Origin of the sequence: Kitasatospora sp. NPDC051170 (assembly GCF_044455705.1) — a bacterium.
Classification (GTDB): domain Bacteria; phylum Actinomycetota; class Actinomycetes; order Streptomycetales; family Streptomycetaceae; genus Kitasatospora.
On record NZ_JBITFA010000004.1, the window covers coordinates 274,258 to 290,696 of the forward strand.

The 16,439-nt window shown below is 73.1% G+C and carries 18 protein-coding genes, 1 tRNA gene and 1 pseudogene; 7 read left to right on the plus strand and 13 right to left on the minus strand.

The window, feature by feature from the left end:
* Window positions 1–50 precede the first annotated feature (50 nt).
* Window positions 51–476 carry a BlaI/MecI/CopY family transcriptional regulator gene (locus tag ACIBCA_RS11395; protein ID WP_031063244.1) on the plus strand — a complete coding sequence of 142 codons (426 nt, stop codon included), beginning with the start codon at window positions 51–53 and terminating at the stop codon, window positions 474–476.
* A gap of 5 nt (window positions 477–481) precedes the next feature.
* Window positions 482–1,438 (plus strand): M48 family metalloprotease, encoded by a 957-nt coding sequence (locus ACIBCA_RS11400; RefSeq protein WP_396282642.1) that lies wholly within the window; start codon window positions 482–484, stop codon window positions 1,436–1,438.
* Here the strand turns inward: ACIBCA_RS11400 and ACIBCA_RS11405 are convergent.
* The gene (locus ACIBCA_RS11405) at window positions 1,435–2,121 is read right to left on the minus strand and encodes an FMN-dependent NADH-azoreductase (RefSeq protein ID WP_396282643.1); all 687 of its coding nucleotides are present in this window, start codon (window positions 2,119–2,121) and stop codon (window positions 1,435–1,437) included. The two genes, ACIBCA_RS11400 and ACIBCA_RS11405, sit on opposite strands and share 4 nt — an antisense overlap.
* A gap of 64 nt (window positions 2,122–2,185) precedes the next feature.
* Between ACIBCA_RS11405 and ACIBCA_RS11410 the strand changes: the two are divergent.
* Window positions 2,186–3,079 (plus strand): annotated as a pseudogene (locus ACIBCA_RS11410) (sigma-70 family RNA polymerase sigma factor); the annotation flags it as partial.
* Here the strand turns inward: ACIBCA_RS11410 and mug are convergent.
* The 4 genes from mug to ACIBCA_RS11430 all read right to left on the minus strand — a co-directional run bounded on the left by mug (window position 3,022) and on the right by ACIBCA_RS11430 (window position 7,386).
* Entirely contained in the window at window positions 3,022–3,669 is a 648-nt protein-coding gene (mug, locus tag ACIBCA_RS11415) for a G/U mismatch-specific DNA glycosylase (RefSeq protein WP_396282644.1), read from the minus strand. The pseudogene ACIBCA_RS11410 and the gene mug overlap by 58 nt on opposite strands.
* The gene (locus ACIBCA_RS11420; RefSeq protein ID WP_396282645.1) at window positions 3,666–4,688 is read right to left on the minus strand and encodes a phosphatase PAP2 family protein; all 1,023 of its coding nucleotides are present in this window, start codon (window positions 4,686–4,688) and stop codon (window positions 3,666–3,668) included. The genes mug and ACIBCA_RS11420 overlap by 4 nt, the downstream gene beginning before the upstream one ends.
* A 196-nt stretch (window positions 4,689–4,884) precedes the next feature.
* Window positions 4,885–6,003: an aminopeptidase P family protein gene (locus ACIBCA_RS11425; protein ID WP_396282646.1), complete on the minus strand. Its 1,119-nt coding sequence runs from the start codon at window positions 6,001–6,003 to the stop codon at window positions 4,885–4,887.
* 78 nt (window positions 6,004–6,081) lie between these two features.
* Complete coding sequence (locus tag ACIBCA_RS11430; protein ID WP_396282647.1) at window positions 6,082–7,386, minus strand: MFS transporter; 1,305 nt, start codon at window positions 7,384–7,386, stop codon at window positions 6,082–6,084.
* A 175-nt stretch (window positions 7,387–7,561) separates the two neighbouring features.
* On the opposite strand from ACIBCA_RS11430, the gene ACIBCA_RS11435 reads away from it, so the two are divergent.
* From ACIBCA_RS11435 to ACIBCA_RS11445, 3 genes are all read left to right on the plus strand, one after another.
* Entirely contained in the window at window positions 7,562–8,215 is a 654-nt protein-coding gene (locus ACIBCA_RS11435; protein ID WP_396282648.1) for an ArsR/SmtB family transcription factor, read from the plus strand.
* Window positions 8,216–8,257: 42 nt separating this feature from the next.
* Entirely contained in the window at window positions 8,258–8,638 is a 381-nt protein-coding gene (locus tag ACIBCA_RS11440; protein WP_396282649.1) for a hypothetical protein, read from the plus strand.
* 99 nt (window positions 8,639–8,737) lie between these two features.
* Complete coding sequence (locus tag ACIBCA_RS11445) at window positions 8,738–9,157, plus strand: hypothetical protein (protein WP_396282650.1); 420 nt, start codon at window positions 8,738–8,740, stop codon at window positions 9,155–9,157.
* A 78-nt stretch (window positions 9,158–9,235) separates the two neighbouring features.
* Here ACIBCA_RS11445 and ACIBCA_RS11450 read toward each other — a convergent pair whose 3' ends face one another.
* Both ACIBCA_RS11450 and ACIBCA_RS11455 read right to left on the minus strand, forming a co-directional pair.
* The gene (locus ACIBCA_RS11450; protein WP_396282651.1) at window positions 9,236–9,799 is read right to left on the minus strand and encodes a hypothetical protein; all 564 of its coding nucleotides are present in this window, start codon (window positions 9,797–9,799) and stop codon (window positions 9,236–9,238) included.
* A 262-nt stretch (window positions 9,800–10,061) separates the two neighbouring features.
* A complete protein-coding gene (locus ACIBCA_RS11455; RefSeq protein WP_031063219.1) occupies window positions 10,062–10,550 on the minus strand; it encodes a YajQ family cyclic di-GMP-binding protein in 489 nt (162 codons plus the stop codon).
* Window positions 10,551–10,767: 217 nt separating this feature from the next.
* Here ACIBCA_RS11455 and ACIBCA_RS11460 point away from each other — a divergent pair.
* Window positions 10,768–10,848, plus strand: a tRNA-Tyr gene (locus ACIBCA_RS11460).
* A 153-nt stretch (window positions 10,849–11,001) separates the two neighbouring features.
* On the opposite strand, the gene ACIBCA_RS11465 is transcribed toward ACIBCA_RS11460, so the two are convergent.
* From ACIBCA_RS11465 to ACIBCA_RS11490, 6 genes are all read right to left on the minus strand, one after another.
* Window positions 11,002–12,384, minus strand: coding sequence for a tyrosine-type recombinase/integrase (locus ACIBCA_RS11465; RefSeq protein ID WP_396282652.1), 1,383 nt, complete (start codon window positions 12,382–12,384; stop codon window positions 11,002–11,004).
* A gap of 45 nt (window positions 12,385–12,429) precedes the next feature.
* Window positions 12,430–13,188: a hypothetical protein gene (locus ACIBCA_RS11470; protein ID WP_396282653.1), complete on the minus strand. Its 759-nt coding sequence runs from the start codon at window positions 13,186–13,188 to the stop codon at window positions 12,430–12,432.
* A 108-nt stretch (window positions 13,189–13,296) separates the two neighbouring features.
* The gene (locus ACIBCA_RS11475; protein WP_396282654.1) at window positions 13,297–13,452 is read right to left on the minus strand and encodes a hypothetical protein; all 156 of its coding nucleotides are present in this window, start codon (window positions 13,450–13,452) and stop codon (window positions 13,297–13,299) included.
* 64 nt (window positions 13,453–13,516) lie between these two features.
* Complete coding sequence (locus tag ACIBCA_RS11480; protein WP_363579998.1) at window positions 13,517–13,702, minus strand: helix-turn-helix domain-containing protein; 186 nt, start codon at window positions 13,700–13,702, stop codon at window positions 13,517–13,519.
* Between the two features lie 245 nt (window positions 13,703–13,947).
* A complete protein-coding gene (locus tag ACIBCA_RS11485; protein WP_396282655.1) occupies window positions 13,948–15,924 on the minus strand; it encodes a DUF3987 domain-containing protein in 1,977 nt (658 codons plus the stop codon).
* Complete coding sequence (locus ACIBCA_RS11490) at window positions 15,921–16,208, minus strand: hypothetical protein (protein ID WP_396282656.1); 288 nt, start codon at window positions 16,206–16,208, stop codon at window positions 15,921–15,923. The genes ACIBCA_RS11485 and ACIBCA_RS11490 overlap by 4 nt, the downstream gene beginning before the upstream one ends.
* Between the last annotated feature and the right edge of the window lie 231 nt (window positions 16,209–16,439).

Sequence of the window (16,439 nt, forward strand, 5' to 3'; positions counted from 1 at the left end):
GAACGGGCGCCCGGTCGGTCCGGGGCGGCATCCGGAGGGAGTGGGCCGTCATGGCAGACGAGAGGCACGCCCCGGCGGCAGGGGACGCGCCCGCACGTCGGCGCGGCCAGGGCGAGCTGGAGGCGCAGGTCCTGGCGGTGCTCCAGCAGGCGCCGGGCCCGGCCACCGCCGGGTGGGTCCAGGAGCGGCTGGAGGGCGATCTCGCCTACACCACGGTGATGACCATCCTCTCCCGCCTCCACGCCAAGAACGCCGTCTCCCGCAGCCGCTCCGGCCGCTCCTACCTCTGGCAGGCGTCCTCCGACGCCGCCGGGCTGGCCGCGCTGCGGATGCGCCGGATGCTCGACGGCGAGGCGGACCGGGACGCCGTCCTGGCCAGCTTCGTCACCGCGCTGCTCCCGCACGACGAGGACCTGCTGCGCGCGCTGCTCGACGCCGCGTCCGCCGAGCCGGCGGCGTCCGACAGCGAGAGCTGACGCCCGTGGGCTTCTTCGTCTTCCTCCCGCTCATCCTGCCGCTGACGGCCCTGCCGATCGCGCGGCTGACCGAGCAGCACCTGCACCCGCGCGGCGCGGCCCGGCTGCTGACGGTGATCAGCGCGGTGATGGCGGTGTGCAGCGTGCTCTGCCTCGGGCTGATCGGCGTGGTGGGCACCGCCCAGATCCCCGGCAACCCGCTGCCTGACAGCTGGTCCGACCCGGAGGTGCGGGCGGCGCTGCCGTACCACGAGACGGTCGGCACGGCCGCGATGTGGATGCTGGTCCTGGTGGGCTACGCCTGCACCCGTACGCTCGTGCGGCACCTGCGGGTGCGCTCCCGGGCCCGGCGGGCGCTGGCCGGGCTGCCGGACGGGCCGGCGGAGGCCGGGGACCTGGCGGTGCTGCCCGACAGCAACCCCTACGCGTACGCCCTGCCGGGCTCGCCGGGGCGGGTGGTGGTCTCCACCGGCATGCTGGACGGCCTCGCCGAGGACGAGCGGGAGGCGCTGCTCGCGCACGAGCGGGCGCACCTGCGCCACCGCCACCACCGGTACCTGCTGACCACCCAGCTCGCCGCCTGCGTCAACCCGTTCCTGCGGCCGCTGCAGTACGCGGTGGCGTACAGCGCGGAGCGGTGGGCGGACGAGGAGTCCGCCCAGACGGTGGGCGACCGCCGGCTCACCGCGCGGGCCGTCGCCCGGGCGGCCCTGGTCTCGCACGCGGCCCCGGCGCCCGGCTTCGCGGCCTTCGCCGCGCCGGCCCCGGCCCCCGGGCCGGTGCCCCGCCGGGTCGCCGCCCTGCTCGGCCCGGTGCCGACCTCCCGCAACTGGCCGCCGGCCAAGACCCCGGCGGGCCTGGCGGCGATGGTCGCGGCGGCCGGTACGGCGGCGTCGGCGCTGTGCGCGCTCAACGCCGCCGTGGCGCTGCTGGTGGTCCTGAAGGCCGTCACCCCGCTCTAAAGGGTCGCTGCCAGGGCGTCGAGGGTCGCCTCGGCCTTGGCCAGGGACTCGACGGCGAGCGGCCGCAGGTCGTGCAGTGCCGGGATGTCCTCGGCCCGGGTGAGCTCGGCCGTGACCACGTGCAGGTGCTCCGCCGTGACGCCGGAGCGCTCGAAGTACGCCCGCAGGTACGGGACCTGGAAGTCCCAGTGCTCGCGCGGGGCGCCGGGGCCGTACCCGCCGCCGCGCACCGCGACCAGCACCACCCGGGTGTCCCGCAGCAGGGCCTCGTTCGTGGCCGCGTCCTGGTAGACGCCGGGGAAGGTGATCCGGTCGATCCACGCCTTCAGACCCGTCGGCACGGTCAGGTTGTACATCGGGGCGCCGATCAACAGGACGTCGGCGGCCAGCAGCCGGGCGATCATCGGGCGGCTGAGGGCCCACTCCCGCTCCTCCTCCGGGGTCTGCGCCAGCGAGGCGATCTCCTCCAGCGGCAGCACCCCCTTGCGCTCGGCGCGGCGGCCCAGCGCGTCGAAGGCGGCGCCCAGCGCGGGCACCGGCTCGGCGGCCAGGTCGAGGTGGTGGTGGCGCAGGGCCGCGCCGTGCCGGGCGCGCCAGGCGGAGGCGAAGCGGGCGGTCAGGGCGCGGCTGACCGAGCCGTCCGGGCTGATGCTGGAGTCCAGGTGGAGCAGGGTGGTCGTCATGGGTCACCTCGGGGTCGGGCGGAACGTCATGGTGGTGACGGGCCGGCCCGAGGAAAGGTGACCGATGAACGGATATCCGGCAGGCGGCGAGACCGAGGAGCCTGAGGAGGCTACGGCGGCGCGGTTCGAGGCCGAGCGCGGACGGCTGCGGGCGATCGCCCGGCGCATGCTCGGCTCCACCGGCGAGGCCGAGGACGCCGTGCAGGAGGCGTGGCTGCGGCTGGTGCGGACGGACGCGGCGGAGATCGGGAACCTGCCCGGGTGGCTGACCACGGTCGTCTCCCGGATCTGCCTGGACGCGCTGCGCGCCCGCGCCGCCCGCCGGGAGGAGCCCACCGACGAGCCGCTGCCCACCGGCGAGGGGGACGATCCCGAGCAGGAGGCCCTGCTGGTCGAGTCGGTCGGCCGGGCGCTGCTGGTCGTGCTGGACCGGCTGGGCCCGGCCGAGCGGGTCGCCTTCGTGCTGCACGACGGCTTCGCGGTGCCCTTCGAGCAGATCGCGCCGATCGTCGGCCGCACCCCGGTGGCCGCCAAGAAGCTGGCCAGCCGCGCCCGGCAGCGGGTGCGGGGCACCGCGGCCCTGCCGCCCGGGCCGCTGGCCGGGCACCGGCGGGTGGTGGAGGCGTTCCTCGCGGCCGCCCGGGGCGGGGACCTCGACGAGCTGCTGGCCGTCCTGGCACCGGACGTGGTGCGCCGGGCCGACCCGGCCGCCCTGGCACCCGGCCGGGCCCTGGAGGTGCGCGGCGCGCGGACCGTCGCCCAGGAGACGACGGTCTTCGGCCGCCGGGCCCGGTACGGCGCGGTGGCGCTGGTGGACGGCCTGCCCGGGCTGCTGATCGCCCCGGACGGGCGGCTGCGGCTGGCGCTGCGGATGGCGGTCGCGGACGGCCGGGTGGCCGGCTACGAGGTGGTCGCCGACCCGGCGCGGCTGGCGGCGCTGGAGCTGGGGGTGTTGGAGCTGGGGGTGCTGGAGCTGGGGGTGTTGGAGCTGGGGGTGTTGGAGCCGCTCGAGTCGATGGCCTCCCTGAGCGCGCGGAACTCCTCGGCCAGCGCGTCCAGTGTGTAGTGGGCGTTCAGCCCGCTCGGGTTGGGCAGCACCCACACCTCGGTGTCGCCGACGCCCTCCGGCTGGCGTCCGATCGCGGCCTTCCGCCGGCCGAAGGCCGTCCGGTAGGCGCCGATGCCGAGCACGGCCAGGACGCGCGGGCGCAGCCGCAGCACCCGCTCGGTGAGCGCGGTGCCGCCCTCGCGCAGCTCCTCGGCGGTGAGCTCGTCCGCCTTGGCGGTGGTGCGCGGGGCGACGTTGGTGATGCCGAGGCCCAGGGCGGGCAGCTCGCCCTGCTCCTCCGGGAGGAAGAGGCGCGGGGTGAAGCCGGAGCGGTACAGGGCGGGCCAGAAGCGGTTGCCGGGGCGGGCGAAGTGGTGGCCGGTGGCGCCGGACCACAGGCCCGGGTTGATGCCGCAGAAGAGGACCTTCAGGTTCGGGCCGGTGACGTCCGCGATGGTGGTGTCCTGGGCGGCGCGCAACTGCTCGGGAGTCGGTTTCACCCGGCCAAGTCTGCCGTCGCGGCCTGCCGTCGCGTGCTGAGGGTGCTGCGGGTGCTGCGCCGTCGGCTCAGCCGCCGCAGGCCGAACACGACCACGGCCGCGTACGCCCAGCCGACGAGGACGTCCACGATGAAGTGCTCGGCGCCGTACACCAGGGTGAAGGTCATCGCGAGCGGATAGGCGACCAGCAGGGCCCGCAGCCGGCGGCTCGCGGTCGGCCAGAAGAAGAACAGCAGCATCGCCGGGTAGGCGGAGTGCAGGGAGGGCATCGCGGCGACGTCGTTGGCGAACTGGCTGCCGTTCTCCAACAGGGAGTCGGCCTGCGGCAGCCCGCTGACGGAGATGACCTCCCACACCACCCGGGTGAGGTGGGGCAGGTGGCCCTCCTGGGCGACCAGCCACGGCGGGTCGGCCGGGTAGAGCAGGTAGGTGGCGAAGCCGGCGAAGGTCAACGTCAGGTAGCAGGCGAGGAGTTGGCGGAAGCGGTGGTGGGCGCGGCGCCACAGCACGGCGAGCAGGACGAAGACCACGAAGAAGTGCGAGAGGTAGACGGCGACGGCCGCGTAGTCGTACCAGTGCGGCGAGCCCGGGGTCCAGAGCGCCTGCTGCAGCCGTACCGTCCACGTCTGCCCGAAGCCGAGCCATTCGTCGGCGCGCAGCTGCGGCAGCCAGTGCGGGGCCCACGGGGTGTGGGCGCCGTAGCCGCGCAGCAGCGAGTACGCCCAGACGACGGCCATCACCGGCACCCAGTCGCGCAGCACCAGCAGGAAGCCCCGGGCGCCGTGGCCGCTGTGCACGGCGCCGGTGAGCAGGGCGCCGATCAGCCAGAGGAACAGCACGTCGTTGGCGGAGGGCAGGCCCTGGCGGCCGATGAACCAGAGCAGGGCGGCCAGGTAGACCGGCCAGGCCAGCAGCCGCAGTCTCGCCGCCCCGGTGCGGGGCCGCCGGGACGGGGTCAACGGTTGCGGTCGCCCGGCCCGCACCGGGGGCGGCGGGGCCGGGCTGAGCAGCTTGGTCATGCTCAGGGAAACTAGCAACGCAAACTTGGAGCACTCTGGGTGAAACATGACCGGTAGGTAAGAAACCCCCGGATGGACCCCGGGCGAACGTCCCGAATCGGTCGCAATCGGCTGCCGGCTCGGGGGTGGCTCCGGCTGCCGGCTTCGGGGGCGGCTCGGGGGTGGCTCGGGGGTGGCTTCGGGGTGGGCCCAACTGTCAGGAGACGACGGCCAGTTCGTGCGGGGTGTTGTTGAGGCGGCGCCCGCCGGTGGGGGTGACGGTGACGATGTCCTCGATCCGCACGCCGAAGCGGCCGGGCAGGTAGATCCCGGGCTCGATCGAGAAGCACATGCCGGGGACGAGCGGGCGCTCCTCGCCCTCGACCAGGTACGGCGGCTCGTGGGTGGTCAGCCCGATGCCGTGGCCGGTGCGGTGGATGAAGTACTCGCCGTAGCCGGCCTCGGTGATCACCCGGCGGGCGATCCGGTCGATCTCCTGGCAGCTGATGCCGGGGCGGACGGCCTCGAAGGCGGTCTGTTGGGCGAGGCGGACGACGTCGTGCACCCGCTGCACCTCGGCGGGGACGTCCGGGCCGACGTGGACCGTACGGGTGGTGTCGGAGCCGTAGCCGTCCTTGAGGCCGCCGAAGTCCAGCACCACGGTGTCGCCCGGCAGGATGACCCGCTCGTCGGCCTCGTGGTGCGGGTCGGCGCCGTTGGGGCCGGAGCCGACCACGGTGAAGTCGACCTGGCTGTGCCCGTACTGGATGAGCAGCGCGCCCAGGTCGGCGGCCACGTCCGTCTCCCGGCGGCCGGCGAACCCGACCTCCAGGATGCGCCGGTACGCGGCGTCGGCGGCGCCCCCGGCGGCGGCCAGGCGCGCCAGCTCCTCGGCGTCCTTGACGGCGCGCAGCATCGGCAGGGTCTCGGTGAGGGAGGTGAAGCCGACGCCGGGCAGCGCGGCCTGGAGGCCGAGCAGGTGCATCGCCCAGGCGTTGTCCGAGACGCCGTAGCGCCCGGCCGGGTCGAGCAGCGGGGTGACGGCGGCGTACTGGTCCTCGCCGTCCGTCCAGTCGAGCAGGCGCAGGGCCGGGACGCCGGCCGCCTTCTCGGCGTCCGGGCGCTCCAGCTTGGGGACGACCAGGGCGGGCTCGCGTCCGGTGGTCAGGACGAGGGCGGTGAGGCGCTCGGTGATGGCGGTCGGGGTGTAGCCGCAGAGGTAGGCGAGGTCCGGGCCGGGGGCGATGACGAGCCCGGCCAGCCCGGCGGCGGTCGCCTCGGCGGTGGCCCGGGCCAGCCGGGCGGTGTAGTCCTCGGTGGTGAAGGGGCGGGGCACTGGTCTTCCTCCTCGGTCGTGGCGCGCGTGGGTCCTCTCCGGCACTCCATCACAGGCGTGCGGCGTCGCAGCGCTGATTCAGTGCTCCGTGCTCGCGGAATCGGTAGCCGGGTCGGTGGCCGAGTCGGCGGCCGGGTCGGCGGCGGGCCAGGTGGCGCGGCGCAGGGTGCGGCTGAACGTCGCGGGGAGCAGGGCGACGGCGAACAGGGCGGTGACCGCGACCAGGGTGGCGGCGGGGGAGAAGCGGTCGAGCAGCAGGCCGCTGACGAAGGATCCGGCCGGCATGCCGGCGGTCAGCAGGGCCACGGTCGCGGCGATCACCCGGCCGCGCAGCTCGTCCGGCACCTGGCGGAAGACCAGCAGGTCGAGCATCACCCGCAGCGCCGGGGTGGCCGCGCCGACCACGAACAGCGCGGCGAAGACGGTGAACGCCCCGCCCGGCAGCAGCGGCGCCAGCGAGGCCAGGGCCGACACCCACGCCACCACCGTCAGCAGCACGCCCGGACCGGCCGCCCGGTGCAGCCGGGCGACCAGGGTCGTCCCGGCGAGCGCCCCGACCGCCTCGCCGGCCAGCGTCAGACCGATCCCGGCGCTGCCGGTGCCCTGCTCGCGCAGCATCACGATGACGGGCAGCAGCAGCGCGACCCCGCACAGGTTGATCAGGAACAGGACGCCCAGGGCCGCCCGCAGCAGCGGGGAGGCCGCGATGACGCGGAACCCGGCCAGGGCGCCGTCTCCGCCCTTCGCCTCCTGGGCGGGCGGGCTCGGGAAGCGGACCACCACGGCGGAGGTGAGGGAGAGACCGGTGGTGAGCGCCGCGCCGAGGAAGGGCACCGCGTGGCCGAGCCCGAACAGGAACCCGGCCAGCGGCGGCCCGGCCAGCGCGGCCCCGCTCATCCGGGCCTCGTCCTGGGCCAGCGCCTGGCGCATCTGCTCCGGCGGCACCACCGAGCGCAGCGCCAGTAGCCGGATCGGCCCGCCGTAGGCGACGGTCGCGCCGACGGCGGCGGCGACCAGCAGCAGGTGGACGAGCGTCAGCCGGTCGAGCCACACGGCCACGGGGACACTGGCGAGGGCCGTCAGCCGGGCGGCGTCGGTGACGATCAGCACCGTACGGCGGTCCCGCCGGTCGGCGATCACGCCGCCGTGGACGCCCAGCAGCAGGGCGACGGTCATCTGCACGGCGCCGAAGGCCCCGGCGGCGCTGGGGGAGTCGGTGAGCGCGAGGACCAGCAGGGGGAAGGCGGTCTCGCCGACCATCATGCCGAGGGTGCCGGACGCCTGGCCGATCCAGAGGGCCTGGAACCGCAGGTTGCGCCGCAGCGGCACGGGCTGCTCCTGCCGCTGTTCTCTTTCCCGCTCCGCCGTCATGTGCTCGTTCATGGTCCACCCCGTTGGTCGCGTCGCCCGGTCGCGTTGGCGCTTGTTTGAAACGTTCACGCTTCGATGAATGATGACGTCTCTGTGATCGATCGCGCAAGAGTGAGCGCTTACTTCGATGTGATTGCTCACCGGGGCGTGATTGCGATCGGCGTGTCCGATCTGCGAGGGTTGGCCCGTGGCCGAGGACGAACGTGAAGCAGACGAGACGGGCGAACAGCCTGGCGGCTGGGTCGAGCAGCGCGACGTGACCGACGTCGCCGTGCTCAAGGCGCTGGCCGACCCCCTGCGCCTGGCCATCCTCGACGCCCTGCGCCGCGCCGACGGCGGCCCGCTGACCGCCAAGGAACTGGCCGTCGCCCTCGGCGAGCCCCAGACCAAGCTCTACCGGCACATCAAGCAGCTGGAGAAGGCCGAGCTGATCCTGGTGGCCGGCACCCGCCTCGTCTCCGGCATCGTCGAGAGCCGCTACAGCCTCGCCCAGCGCTCGATCCGCCTCGCCTCCGAGGTGTTCAGCGAGGACTCGCCCGTCCGCGACGAGGCGTACGGCGCGATGCTCGCCGGCATGGACCGCGTCCGCGAGGAGTTCCGCGCCCGGGTCGCCGAAGGGCGGGTCGACTTCAGCCGCCCCCGCGACGGCTCGGACAGCTCACCCGCCATCTTCGCCGACGTCTCGCTGCGGCTCACCCCCGAGCGGCTGCGCCGACTGCGCGACCAACTCGGCGACATCTTCGACGAGTTGACGCGCGAAGGCCCGAGCGAGGCCGAGGACGCGATCGAGGTCACCGCCTTCGCCCTGCTCTACGGTCTCCGGCCGGGCACGGAATCGTAAACCCCGGCGCGGCTGTCGGTGCCGTGGGCGACGATGTCCGGCATGTCCTACGAACTCCAGGCACTGATGGGAACGTTGGAGCTGCTCACGGTGGCGGCGGCGGAGGTCCCGGCCGCCCGGGTGGTCCCGTTGGCCCAGGGCCTGGCGCTGATCCCGCTGACCCCCGCCGTCCTCGCCGCCCTCCACGGCCCCGGTACCGGCCGGCTCGCGGACGGCTTCGAACTGCGCCTCGCCGCCTGGTCCAAGGCGGGCCCGATCGCCTGCGTCGAGGCCGAGCACCTCGGCGCCACCCGGCGTGCCGCCGTCTGGTCCGACGGCCGCCTCGTCCCCGGCGACTCCACCGTCTCCCGGGCCCTGCGCCTGCTCGGCGCCCGCGTCGAGCCGGGCCACGAGGACGAGTTCACCTCCGCCGGCGTCCGCTGACACCGTTCGGAGTACGTGCGGTGGCTGCGCCCGGACGGCTGCCCCACGGTGTGAATCAGGCGAATCCGCCTGAAACACAGTGAGAGAAAGCAGTACCCCATGCGTGCCACCCGGATGGCCGTCGTACTGACGGCAGCCCTCGTGCTGACCCCGGTCGCCACGGCGTCCGCCACCACCGCCGCCGGCAGCGAAGCCGCGGCCGCCGCCCGTACCACCGTCACCGCCCCGGCCGTCCCGCCGCTCCCGTCCCTCCCCTCCGTCGCGCTCCCGTCCATCTCGCTCCCGTCCCTCCCCGCGACGCCCTCCCTCCCGGCCGTCCCCTCAACGCCGGCCGTCCCCTCTCTCCCGGCCCTCCCGGCCCTCGGCGACATCGTCAAGACGATCACGGGCCTGCTCTCGTCGGTCACCTCCGCGGTCCCCGACCTCGGCGTCGTCCAGCAACTCCTCGCCACCCTGCAGTCCACCCTGCAAGGACTCCTCGGCCAACTCCCCGCCCTCCCCCAACTCCCCACCCCCTGACCGCCGCTCCCCCCCCCGCAACGCCGACGGCCCCGTTCCCCGGATCACCGGGGAACGGGGCCGCCGTCGACGGTCCGGTCAGGGCGAGGGGGCGGACGATGCGGACGGGGGCATCAGACACGGGGTGGTGACGCTCAGGACCATGCGGTCGTCGCCCGCCGTACTGGCGACGTCGACGACGTACCGGCTGTCGGGATGGCGTGCGCTGACGGTGGAGTCCGGCGCGGCCCCTCGGGACTCCTGGTACTCGGTGATCTTGAGGCCCTCGCCCGTGAGCCGGTCGCGCACCTTGCGGACGACGTCGTCGTGCTGGGCGTTGGGAACGTTGCTGTGCACCCCGTAGATCAGGATGTACCGGTCGTCGGGCGCGGTCTCGCCGTTCTTGCCGGTGCAGGAGGAGAAGACGGGGTCGGCGGGCTCGTCGTTGATCCGGATCCCGGCGTCCTGGGCCAGGTGCTCGGCGAGCTGCTTCGCCCAGCCGAGCGCCTCCTGACGGGACTTGACGGGCAGCGGGTCGTTCTTCCCGGTTCCGGGACTGGGGCTGGACATGCAGGCTCCGAGTGTCGCGGCCATCAGCGCCGTCGCCAGCAACTGCTTCAGCCGGGTGCCGACGTACGGCGGACAGGTGGTCAGGGTGCGCATGGGTACTCTCCGGCCGACGGTCTAGTGGGGGATCGAGCCCCAGAGCGGATCCTCGCCGCCGTAGGCCTTGCGCTTGCCGTAGGCGGTCTGGGAGAGGCCGAGGGAGGCGGGCGTCCCGGACTCGTGTCGGTGAGTCGCTTGCGGAGTGCGTCGACGGACAGGGAGGGCACGATCGAGGGCGGCGCTCAACGTTTCGGTGTTGTGCCCTCGATGTGCCCTCCCTGCCGGAAGAGCTGGCGTTTTCGCAGGTCGGCGATTTCGACTAGCGGTAGTTGACGTACTGGATGGCGAAGTCCAGGTCCTTGTCCTTGAGCAGCGCCTGCACGGCCTGGAGGTCGTCGCGGCTCTTGGAGCTGACGCGCAGCTCGTCACCCTGCACCTGCGCCTTGACGCCCTTCGGGCCCTCGTCGCGGATGATCTTCGCGACCTTCTTGGCATCCTCCGTGGTGATGCCCTCCTTGATGTTCGCGAAGATCTTGTACTCCTTGCCGGAGAGCTGCGGCTCGGCGGCGTCCAGAGCCTTCAGCGACAGGCCGCGCTTGACGAACTTGGTCTGCAGCACGTCGAGGATGGCTCGGACGCGCTCCTCGCCGTTGGCCTTCATCTCGATCTTCTCGCCCGACCGGCTGATCTCGCCGCCCACGCCCTTGAAGTCGAACCGGGTGGCGATCTCACGGGAGGTCTGGTTGATCGCGTTGTCGACCTCCTGCCACTCGACCTTCGAGACGATGTCGAAACTGGAGTCGGCCATGGGTGTTGGTCTCCTTGATGCTCTGGCTTCACTGACACGGCCCGCCCCACCGGACGTCCGCCGCCACAGCCTATCCAGCGCCACCCCGCCCCCGCCTGCGACAACCGCACCCCGCCCCCCGATCCCCACCCGACCAATCGAGTGGCGAACCACCCCCCGGCATCGGGTATGGTTTACCAAGTCGAACGGGGCGAACACCTCGCGAGACACCAACCCTGGCTGGTTGCCCGAGCGGCCAAAGGGAGCAGACTGTAAATCTGCCGCGCAAGCTACGCAGGTTCGAACCCTGCACCAGCCACAGGGATACGAAAGAGCCCCTGATCAGCGGAAACGCTGATCAGGGGCTCTTTCGTTGCGCTCGAACAGGCGGCTACGGCGGGTGGTCGTTATGGGTGGTTTGTCTCACCTCATGTCGCCCGAATCTCGCCCCTGACCAGCGCATCCGGACCAGCTACGGACCAGAATCCGGTGCCGGACGGTTGCGGTTGAGCCGCTTCGAGATCAGCTCGTTCGCGTACTCGACGGTGCCGTGCAGGCACTTCGCGTAGACCCGCAGCATGACGGCCACGCTGTGCCCCGCCCGCCTGGCGACCTCCGTCGGGTCGACCCCGGAGTTCAACCCGAGCGAGATCCCGGCGTGCCGAAGGTCGTACGGCCGCTTGCCGAGCTTCGTCGCGCAGTCGGCCGGCGACAGCACCTCCGTACGGGCCCGCTGCCAGACGACCCCGTAGCCGCTCTCCTGCACCATCCCGCCCCGGGACGTCCGGAACAGCCGCCCGTCCGGCGCGGCCCCGAAGGCGGCGACGTGCTCCCGCAGGATCACCACCAGCTCGGGCGGGATCGGCACCCGGCGGGTCGCCTTCTCCGCCCGGTGCTTCAACCCGCGCTTGTCGTGCGACGTCCCGTCGTCCGTCCACGACGATCCGACCCGCGGCCGCGTCTCGTCCAGGACCACGTACCCCCACCCCTCGGCAGGGAGGTGGCAGCGCGTGAGCGTGAGGAACACCGCTTCGGCCGGCCGAAGCCAGCCGTAGTAGAGGCAGGCGAAGAAGGCCCGGAGATGAGCCCCGCGTTTCCCCTGACGGCCGGCCGCCGCGATGAGCGCGGCGGCCTGGTCCTCGTTGACCACCACGCCGGGGTCGACCTCCTCCTCGGCCTCCGGCGGCTGCCACTGGACGGTCGGGAGGGGGTTAGCGGCCAGGTAGCCCTCCTCGACGGCGTAGCCGAAGAGGTGACCGAGGATGCGCCGCTTGCGCAGGATGACGGACGGGGCCGCCTTCTTACCGTCGAGCTTCACCGCCAGGGCGTTCAGGAGCCGCCGCACCATCGGCGGCTCCTCGAAGGCGGAGACCGCTACGGACTGCTTCTGCACCCACGCCAGCGCCTTCGCCCAGTCCGCCGACGGCTCCTCCGCCCACGCGTTGACGTTGAACGCCCAGCTGTAGAGCGCCCGGCGGACGATCCGCTTGTCCGGCATCCCGGCCTTCGACTTCACCAGCTCGAAGGTGACCGTGGCGAGGGCGTCGGCCCACGTCGTACGGGTCTTCGCCGGGGCGCCCTCCCATCGGGCTTCGACGTATTTCCGACCGAGCTCGTACCAGCTGATCTGCTTCTCCTTGCGGAGCTCGGAGAGCGGCAGGCCGCGGTCGATGTCGAACGGCTGGCCGTCGCGGAGGGCTGAGATCAGCTCGGACTTTCGGCCGTCGGCGGCGGTCTTGGTCAGGAAGGACTCGGAGAACTCCCGCCCCGCGACGGTCCAGCGGACCATCCAGGGCGCCCGGCGGTCCGGGCGGTGCCGGTGGTCCCAGAACTTGACCTTGTACGAGGTGGCCATCAGGCGGCCACCCCACAGGCGTTGGTCATGCGGCGCCTTTCCGGATCAGCCGTTGTAGTGCAGGTCGATGACCAGGGCGGTGGCGTTGTCGGCCCTGGTCAGGTCGGTCAGGCGTCGGGCGACGGTTTCGGGGGTTCCATCGAGGACGGGAGCCAGAAGGTCGGGCCCGCTGCGGTGCCGGTGTGAGCCGTCCGCGCTGGGTGGGGGCAGGGCGCCCGTGTCCTCGTGCGGCAGGTAGGCGCCGTCCGAAGCGAGCACCAGCCGTCGGGGGCGAGCGGAGGGCGAGAACTGCACGCCGCCGGCCTCGACGACGCCGGTGAGGAAGCACAGCGACGACGTCAGGTGGTCGTGTGCGTCGGACTCGGGTTCGCGTCCCTCACGGCGCTGCCGGGTGGCCTCGTTGTGGTCGGTGGTGAGGAGGCGGGCGCGGCCGTTCTCGGCGAGGTAGGCGCGGCAGTCTCCGGCCCAGGCGAGGTGCAGGACGCCGACGGGGTCGAGGACGGCGACGATCGCGGCCGCGTCCGGCGGCCAGTCAGCCGGGTAGTCCAGGGTGGCCCGTTCGGTGTGGAAGACGGGACGGATCTGCTGGATCGCGGCGCGGGGGTCGCCCAGGCGGGCCGCCAACTGGGCGAGCGCGGGGGCGGCGGTACGGACCCAGGCGGCGGTGTGGACGCGGTCGCCGATGCCGTCGAGCAGGACCCATGCCCGGTGTCCGGTGTCGGGGTCGTCGCGATGGGCGGTGGCGTCGACCTGGTGGTTACGGCTCCCGATGTGCTGGGAGGTCGTGTGGCGGGTGGTGAACACCGGTGGTGTCTCCTCGTGCCGGTGGGCTGGACGGTCCAGCTCCCCTCACCACCCACCCGTGCGGGTGGGCGGATCGGGCAACCGCCGTACGGGCGGCACGGGTAGGCGTCAGTACTCCTGGCCGGTCCGGTGGGCGATGGGACCGGGGCAGTACGAGTCGAGGCAGAGGCAGCCGCCGCACTCGTTGCAGATCTCTTCGGCGCACTCCTCGCACCACTCGTGGCCGGTGCAGTACTCGGACGCGCAGTCGTCGCAGTAGGACATGAGGACCTCTCTCGTCAGGCGGCCCGGCGCGGGCCTGCGCCGGGGAACTGGGGGACGGCGGGCATCAGGCGGCGACCTCGCAGGCGTCGAGCCACGCGTTCAGGTCGGCCCGGTCGATCCGGACCTGGCCGTTGGGGAGCTTGATGAGGCGCGGGGCCTTGCCGCGAGCGCGCAGGCGGTAGAAGGCGGCGCGGGACATGCCGAGTTCGGCGAGTACGACGGGGAGCTTGAGCAGTTCGCGCTTGGGCATGGCGAAGTCTCCTGCTGGGGTGTGAGTGAAGGTCGCGGAGCCCTCTGGCTGGCGGATGCGGAGGGCGGAGAGCGTCAGGGAAGTCAGGGGAAGTCACTGACCTGCGGATATGGCGCCTGCCGGAGCGTCAGGGGTTGTCAGGGCTGTCAGGGGATCTCGGTTATCCCTGACAGCCCTGACGTTCCCTGACAGGCCGTCCGGCGGCGTTGTGGCTGGTCAGGGCTTTGCCCTGACTCCCCTGACGGTCACGTGATCGTTTCCGTGCCCGTGGGGCTGCCCGCGGCCGGATGGACGCGGTACGTGACGGCCTGGGGCCGACCGCGCTGGCCGCTGGTGGGCGGCTGGTCGGCGCGGAGCCAGCCGTGCTGTTCGAGCAGCTGCAGGGCGGGGTCGACGTCGGCGACCTTCTTGAAGCGACGGCTGCTGGCGACGGCGTCGTGGGCCTTGATGTGGGTGCGGTGGGTGCCGTCCTTCTTCGGCCGCTGGAGCCACTGGAGGAGCAGGTGGGCGTCCTCGGTGGCGGGGTCGGCGGCGATGAGGTCGAACACGGCGAGGGTGTGGGCGGTGTAGTACTCCGCGATCTCGGCCGCGCGCTCCACGACGGCGGCCTCGACGGGCGCGCGCCAGTCGCCGGCGAGGTGGTCGGCGAGGTGGAGCAGGACCGCGATGCGGGCGATGTGGCCGACGAGCTTGCCCGCCCAGTCCTTGATGTGGGCGAGCGGCTCGTCCGGGCGGAGCTGGACCTCGAACTTCTCCTGAAGCCTCTCCACCGCGAGGTCGGCGGCCTCGGTCAGCTTCACGATGACCGGCTCGTCGAGGCCGGTGAAGGCCCGCAGGAGCGCCGAGAGCCGGACGTCGTAGGCGGTGGCGACGGCCTCGGGCACCGGGGTCGTACGGATCTTCCGGTAGCCGAGGTTGGACGGCGGGAGGGAGTAGAGGAACCGGGCGAGCAACCCCCGGTCCCGAGCCCCGGGAGCGGCGCCCAACTCCTGGAGGACGGCGGGCTGCGGGGTCACGCCGATGGTGAGCGCAGGCTTGTCGACGGTGGGCTGTTCGCGGGTGATCCGGTCGGCCTGGAGCCGCTCGCCCTTGTGCGCCTGGAGGAACACGCCGAGGTTGGGCTTGCTGCTGTAGCGGCCCACGATGCTGTCGAACAGGTCGCCCTCGGGCGAGAGCGCGGCGAGGCAGCGGTGGACGCCGAGCTGGTGGGTGACGGTCTCCGGGGTGATGTCCCCGGACAGGGTCAGCCTCGGGCTCGGCGGGACGACGATCTCGTCCGCCAGCATCCGGGCGCCGGAGATTTCGGCGACCAGGTGGACGCGGTCGAGGTCCGGGTTCTTGCGGGCCCTGGCCATGAGCGCCTCGACCTCGGCGAGCGCGGCCTCCTTGGCGGTCTCGGCCTCGATGATCCGGGCCCGGGCCTCGGCGCGGAGCTCGTCCTCGATCCGGTAGACGGGCGCGGTCATGAACGCGAACACGTCGGACTTCCGGCTGGCGGGCGGCATCGCGCAGACCAGGTAGAGGTTCGACTGCTCACGCCAGCCGGGCCGGATCTCCACGTTCACCCGCCCGCCGGCGGCCGTCGACAGCGCCGCCAGGGCCATGGTGGCGGCCATGTCGGGCGGGGTCTGGGTGAACTCCGCCACCGCGTCCACGTACGCGCCGACCCACTGCGGGAGCGCGTGCACGGGGAAGACGGGCAGGGCGCCGTGGGAGCCGAGCGGAACGGGGTCGAGCCAGGTCTCGCCGGAGGCGAGGTCCGCCAAGGCGGCGAGGGCGGCGGTGCGGACCGCCTCCAGGTCGGCCTGGTCGTCCCCGGCCATGTGGGCGAGGCGGCTGGTGGCGGTGTTGATGCGGCGCCGTTCGGCGGCCACGCGCACGATCTCGGCGTAGTACTCGCCGTTGGCGGAGGTGGGAGTGGCCTCGACGCAGGCGTGCAGGTAGCCGGGCCCGCCGATGCGGGTCAAGTCACCCTGGGAGCGCAGGACTTCGGCCAGCAGCATCGGGTCAACCGGCCGCTCGGCACCGGCCATGCGGACGATGGCGCGCCAGATCGTCTCGTGCGCGGGGCGGTAGAAGACGCCAGGGGCGCCGAGCTGGGCGGCCAGGGCGGGGATCTGTGCGGGGTCGAGCAGGGCGGCGCCGATGACGGCCTGCTCGGCGGTCCTCACCTCGGAGGACTCGGGGTGGAACGCGATCACGTTCGGGGCGTACTCGCTCACCGCTCCCCCTCGGTGGGGAGCTGGCGGCGGTTGAGCCAGGCGAACGCGGGGATGGCCTGGGCGCGGTGGTAGACCTCGATGGCCGCGCCGGGGACGCTGCCGACGCGGACCCGGGGGTCGACGAGACTGGCGTAGAGGTGGGCGCCGTGGTGCACGCAGGCGCCGGCGGCGGAGCCCTGTCGGTCGAGGACGGTCACGGCGTCGAGCGGGCCCTCGCAGGGGCTGGCGTCGTCGGGGTGGGTGGCCTCGCAACGGGGCTGCGGCGAGGTGGTGTTTCCGGGCATGCTGGAGTCCTCTGGTCTCTGGAGAGGGATCGGATTGGCCCCGCAGCAACCGCTGTCACCCGGCAAGGTCGACGGTTGCTGCGGGGCTTCGTGCTGAACGTGGGGTGGAAGGAAGCGGCGGCCCGGGCAATCCCCGCCCCCCCGTGGGGGGAGTGTGGGGGTGTTTTGTGACGGGCCCCCACGGGGGCGCGGGGTGGGTACCCCCCCCCCCCGGCGGGGAAACCCCCCGTT

Excerpts from the sequence above, each read along its gene's own strand:
- ACIBCA_RS11395 (WP_031063244.1), top strand. The coding sequence starts at position 51 with ATGGCAGACGAGAGGCACGCCCCGGCGGCAGGGGACGCGCCCGCACGT.
- ACIBCA_RS11430 (WP_396282647.1), bottom strand. The coding sequence starts at position 7,386 with ATGAACGAGCACATGACGGCGGAGCGGGAAAGAGAACAGCGGCAGGAG.
- ACIBCA_RS11475 (WP_396282654.1), bottom strand. The coding sequence starts at position 13,452 with ATGTCCTACTGCGACGACTGCGCGTCCGAGTACTGCACCGGCCACGAG.
- ACIBCA_RS11445 (WP_396282650.1), top strand. The coding sequence starts at position 8,738 with ATGCGTGCCACCCGGATGGCCGTCGTACTGACGGCAGCCCTCGTGCTG.
- ACIBCA_RS11450 (WP_396282651.1), bottom strand. The coding sequence starts at position 9,799 with ATGCGCACCCTGACCACCTGTCCGCCGTACGTCGGCACCCGGCTGAAG.
- ACIBCA_RS11480 (WP_363579998.1), bottom strand. The coding sequence starts at position 13,702 with ATGCCCAAGCGCGAACTGCTCAAGCTCCCCGTCGTACTCGCCGAACTC.
- ACIBCA_RS11405 (WP_396282643.1), bottom strand. The coding sequence starts at position 2,121 with ATGACGACCACCCTGCTCCACCTGGACTCCAGCATCAGCCCGGACGGC.
- ACIBCA_RS11420 (WP_396282645.1), bottom strand. The coding sequence starts at position 4,688 with ATGACCAAGCTGCTCAGCCCGGCCCCGCCGCCCCCGGTGCGGGCCGGG.
- ACIBCA_RS11490 (WP_396282656.1), bottom strand. The coding sequence starts at position 16,208 with ATGCCCGGAAACACCACCTCGCCGCAGCCCCGTTGCGAGGCCACCCAC.
- ACIBCA_RS11455 (WP_031063219.1), bottom strand. The coding sequence starts at position 10,550 with ATGGCCGACTCCAGTTTCGACATCGTCTCGAAGGTCGAGTGGCAGGAG.
- ACIBCA_RS11465 (WP_396282652.1), bottom strand. The coding sequence starts at position 12,384 with ATGGCCACCTCGTACAAGGTCAAGTTCTGGGACCACCGGCACCGCCCG.
- ACIBCA_RS11440 (WP_396282649.1), top strand. The coding sequence starts at position 8,258 with ATGTCCTACGAACTCCAGGCACTGATGGGAACGTTGGAGCTGCTCACG.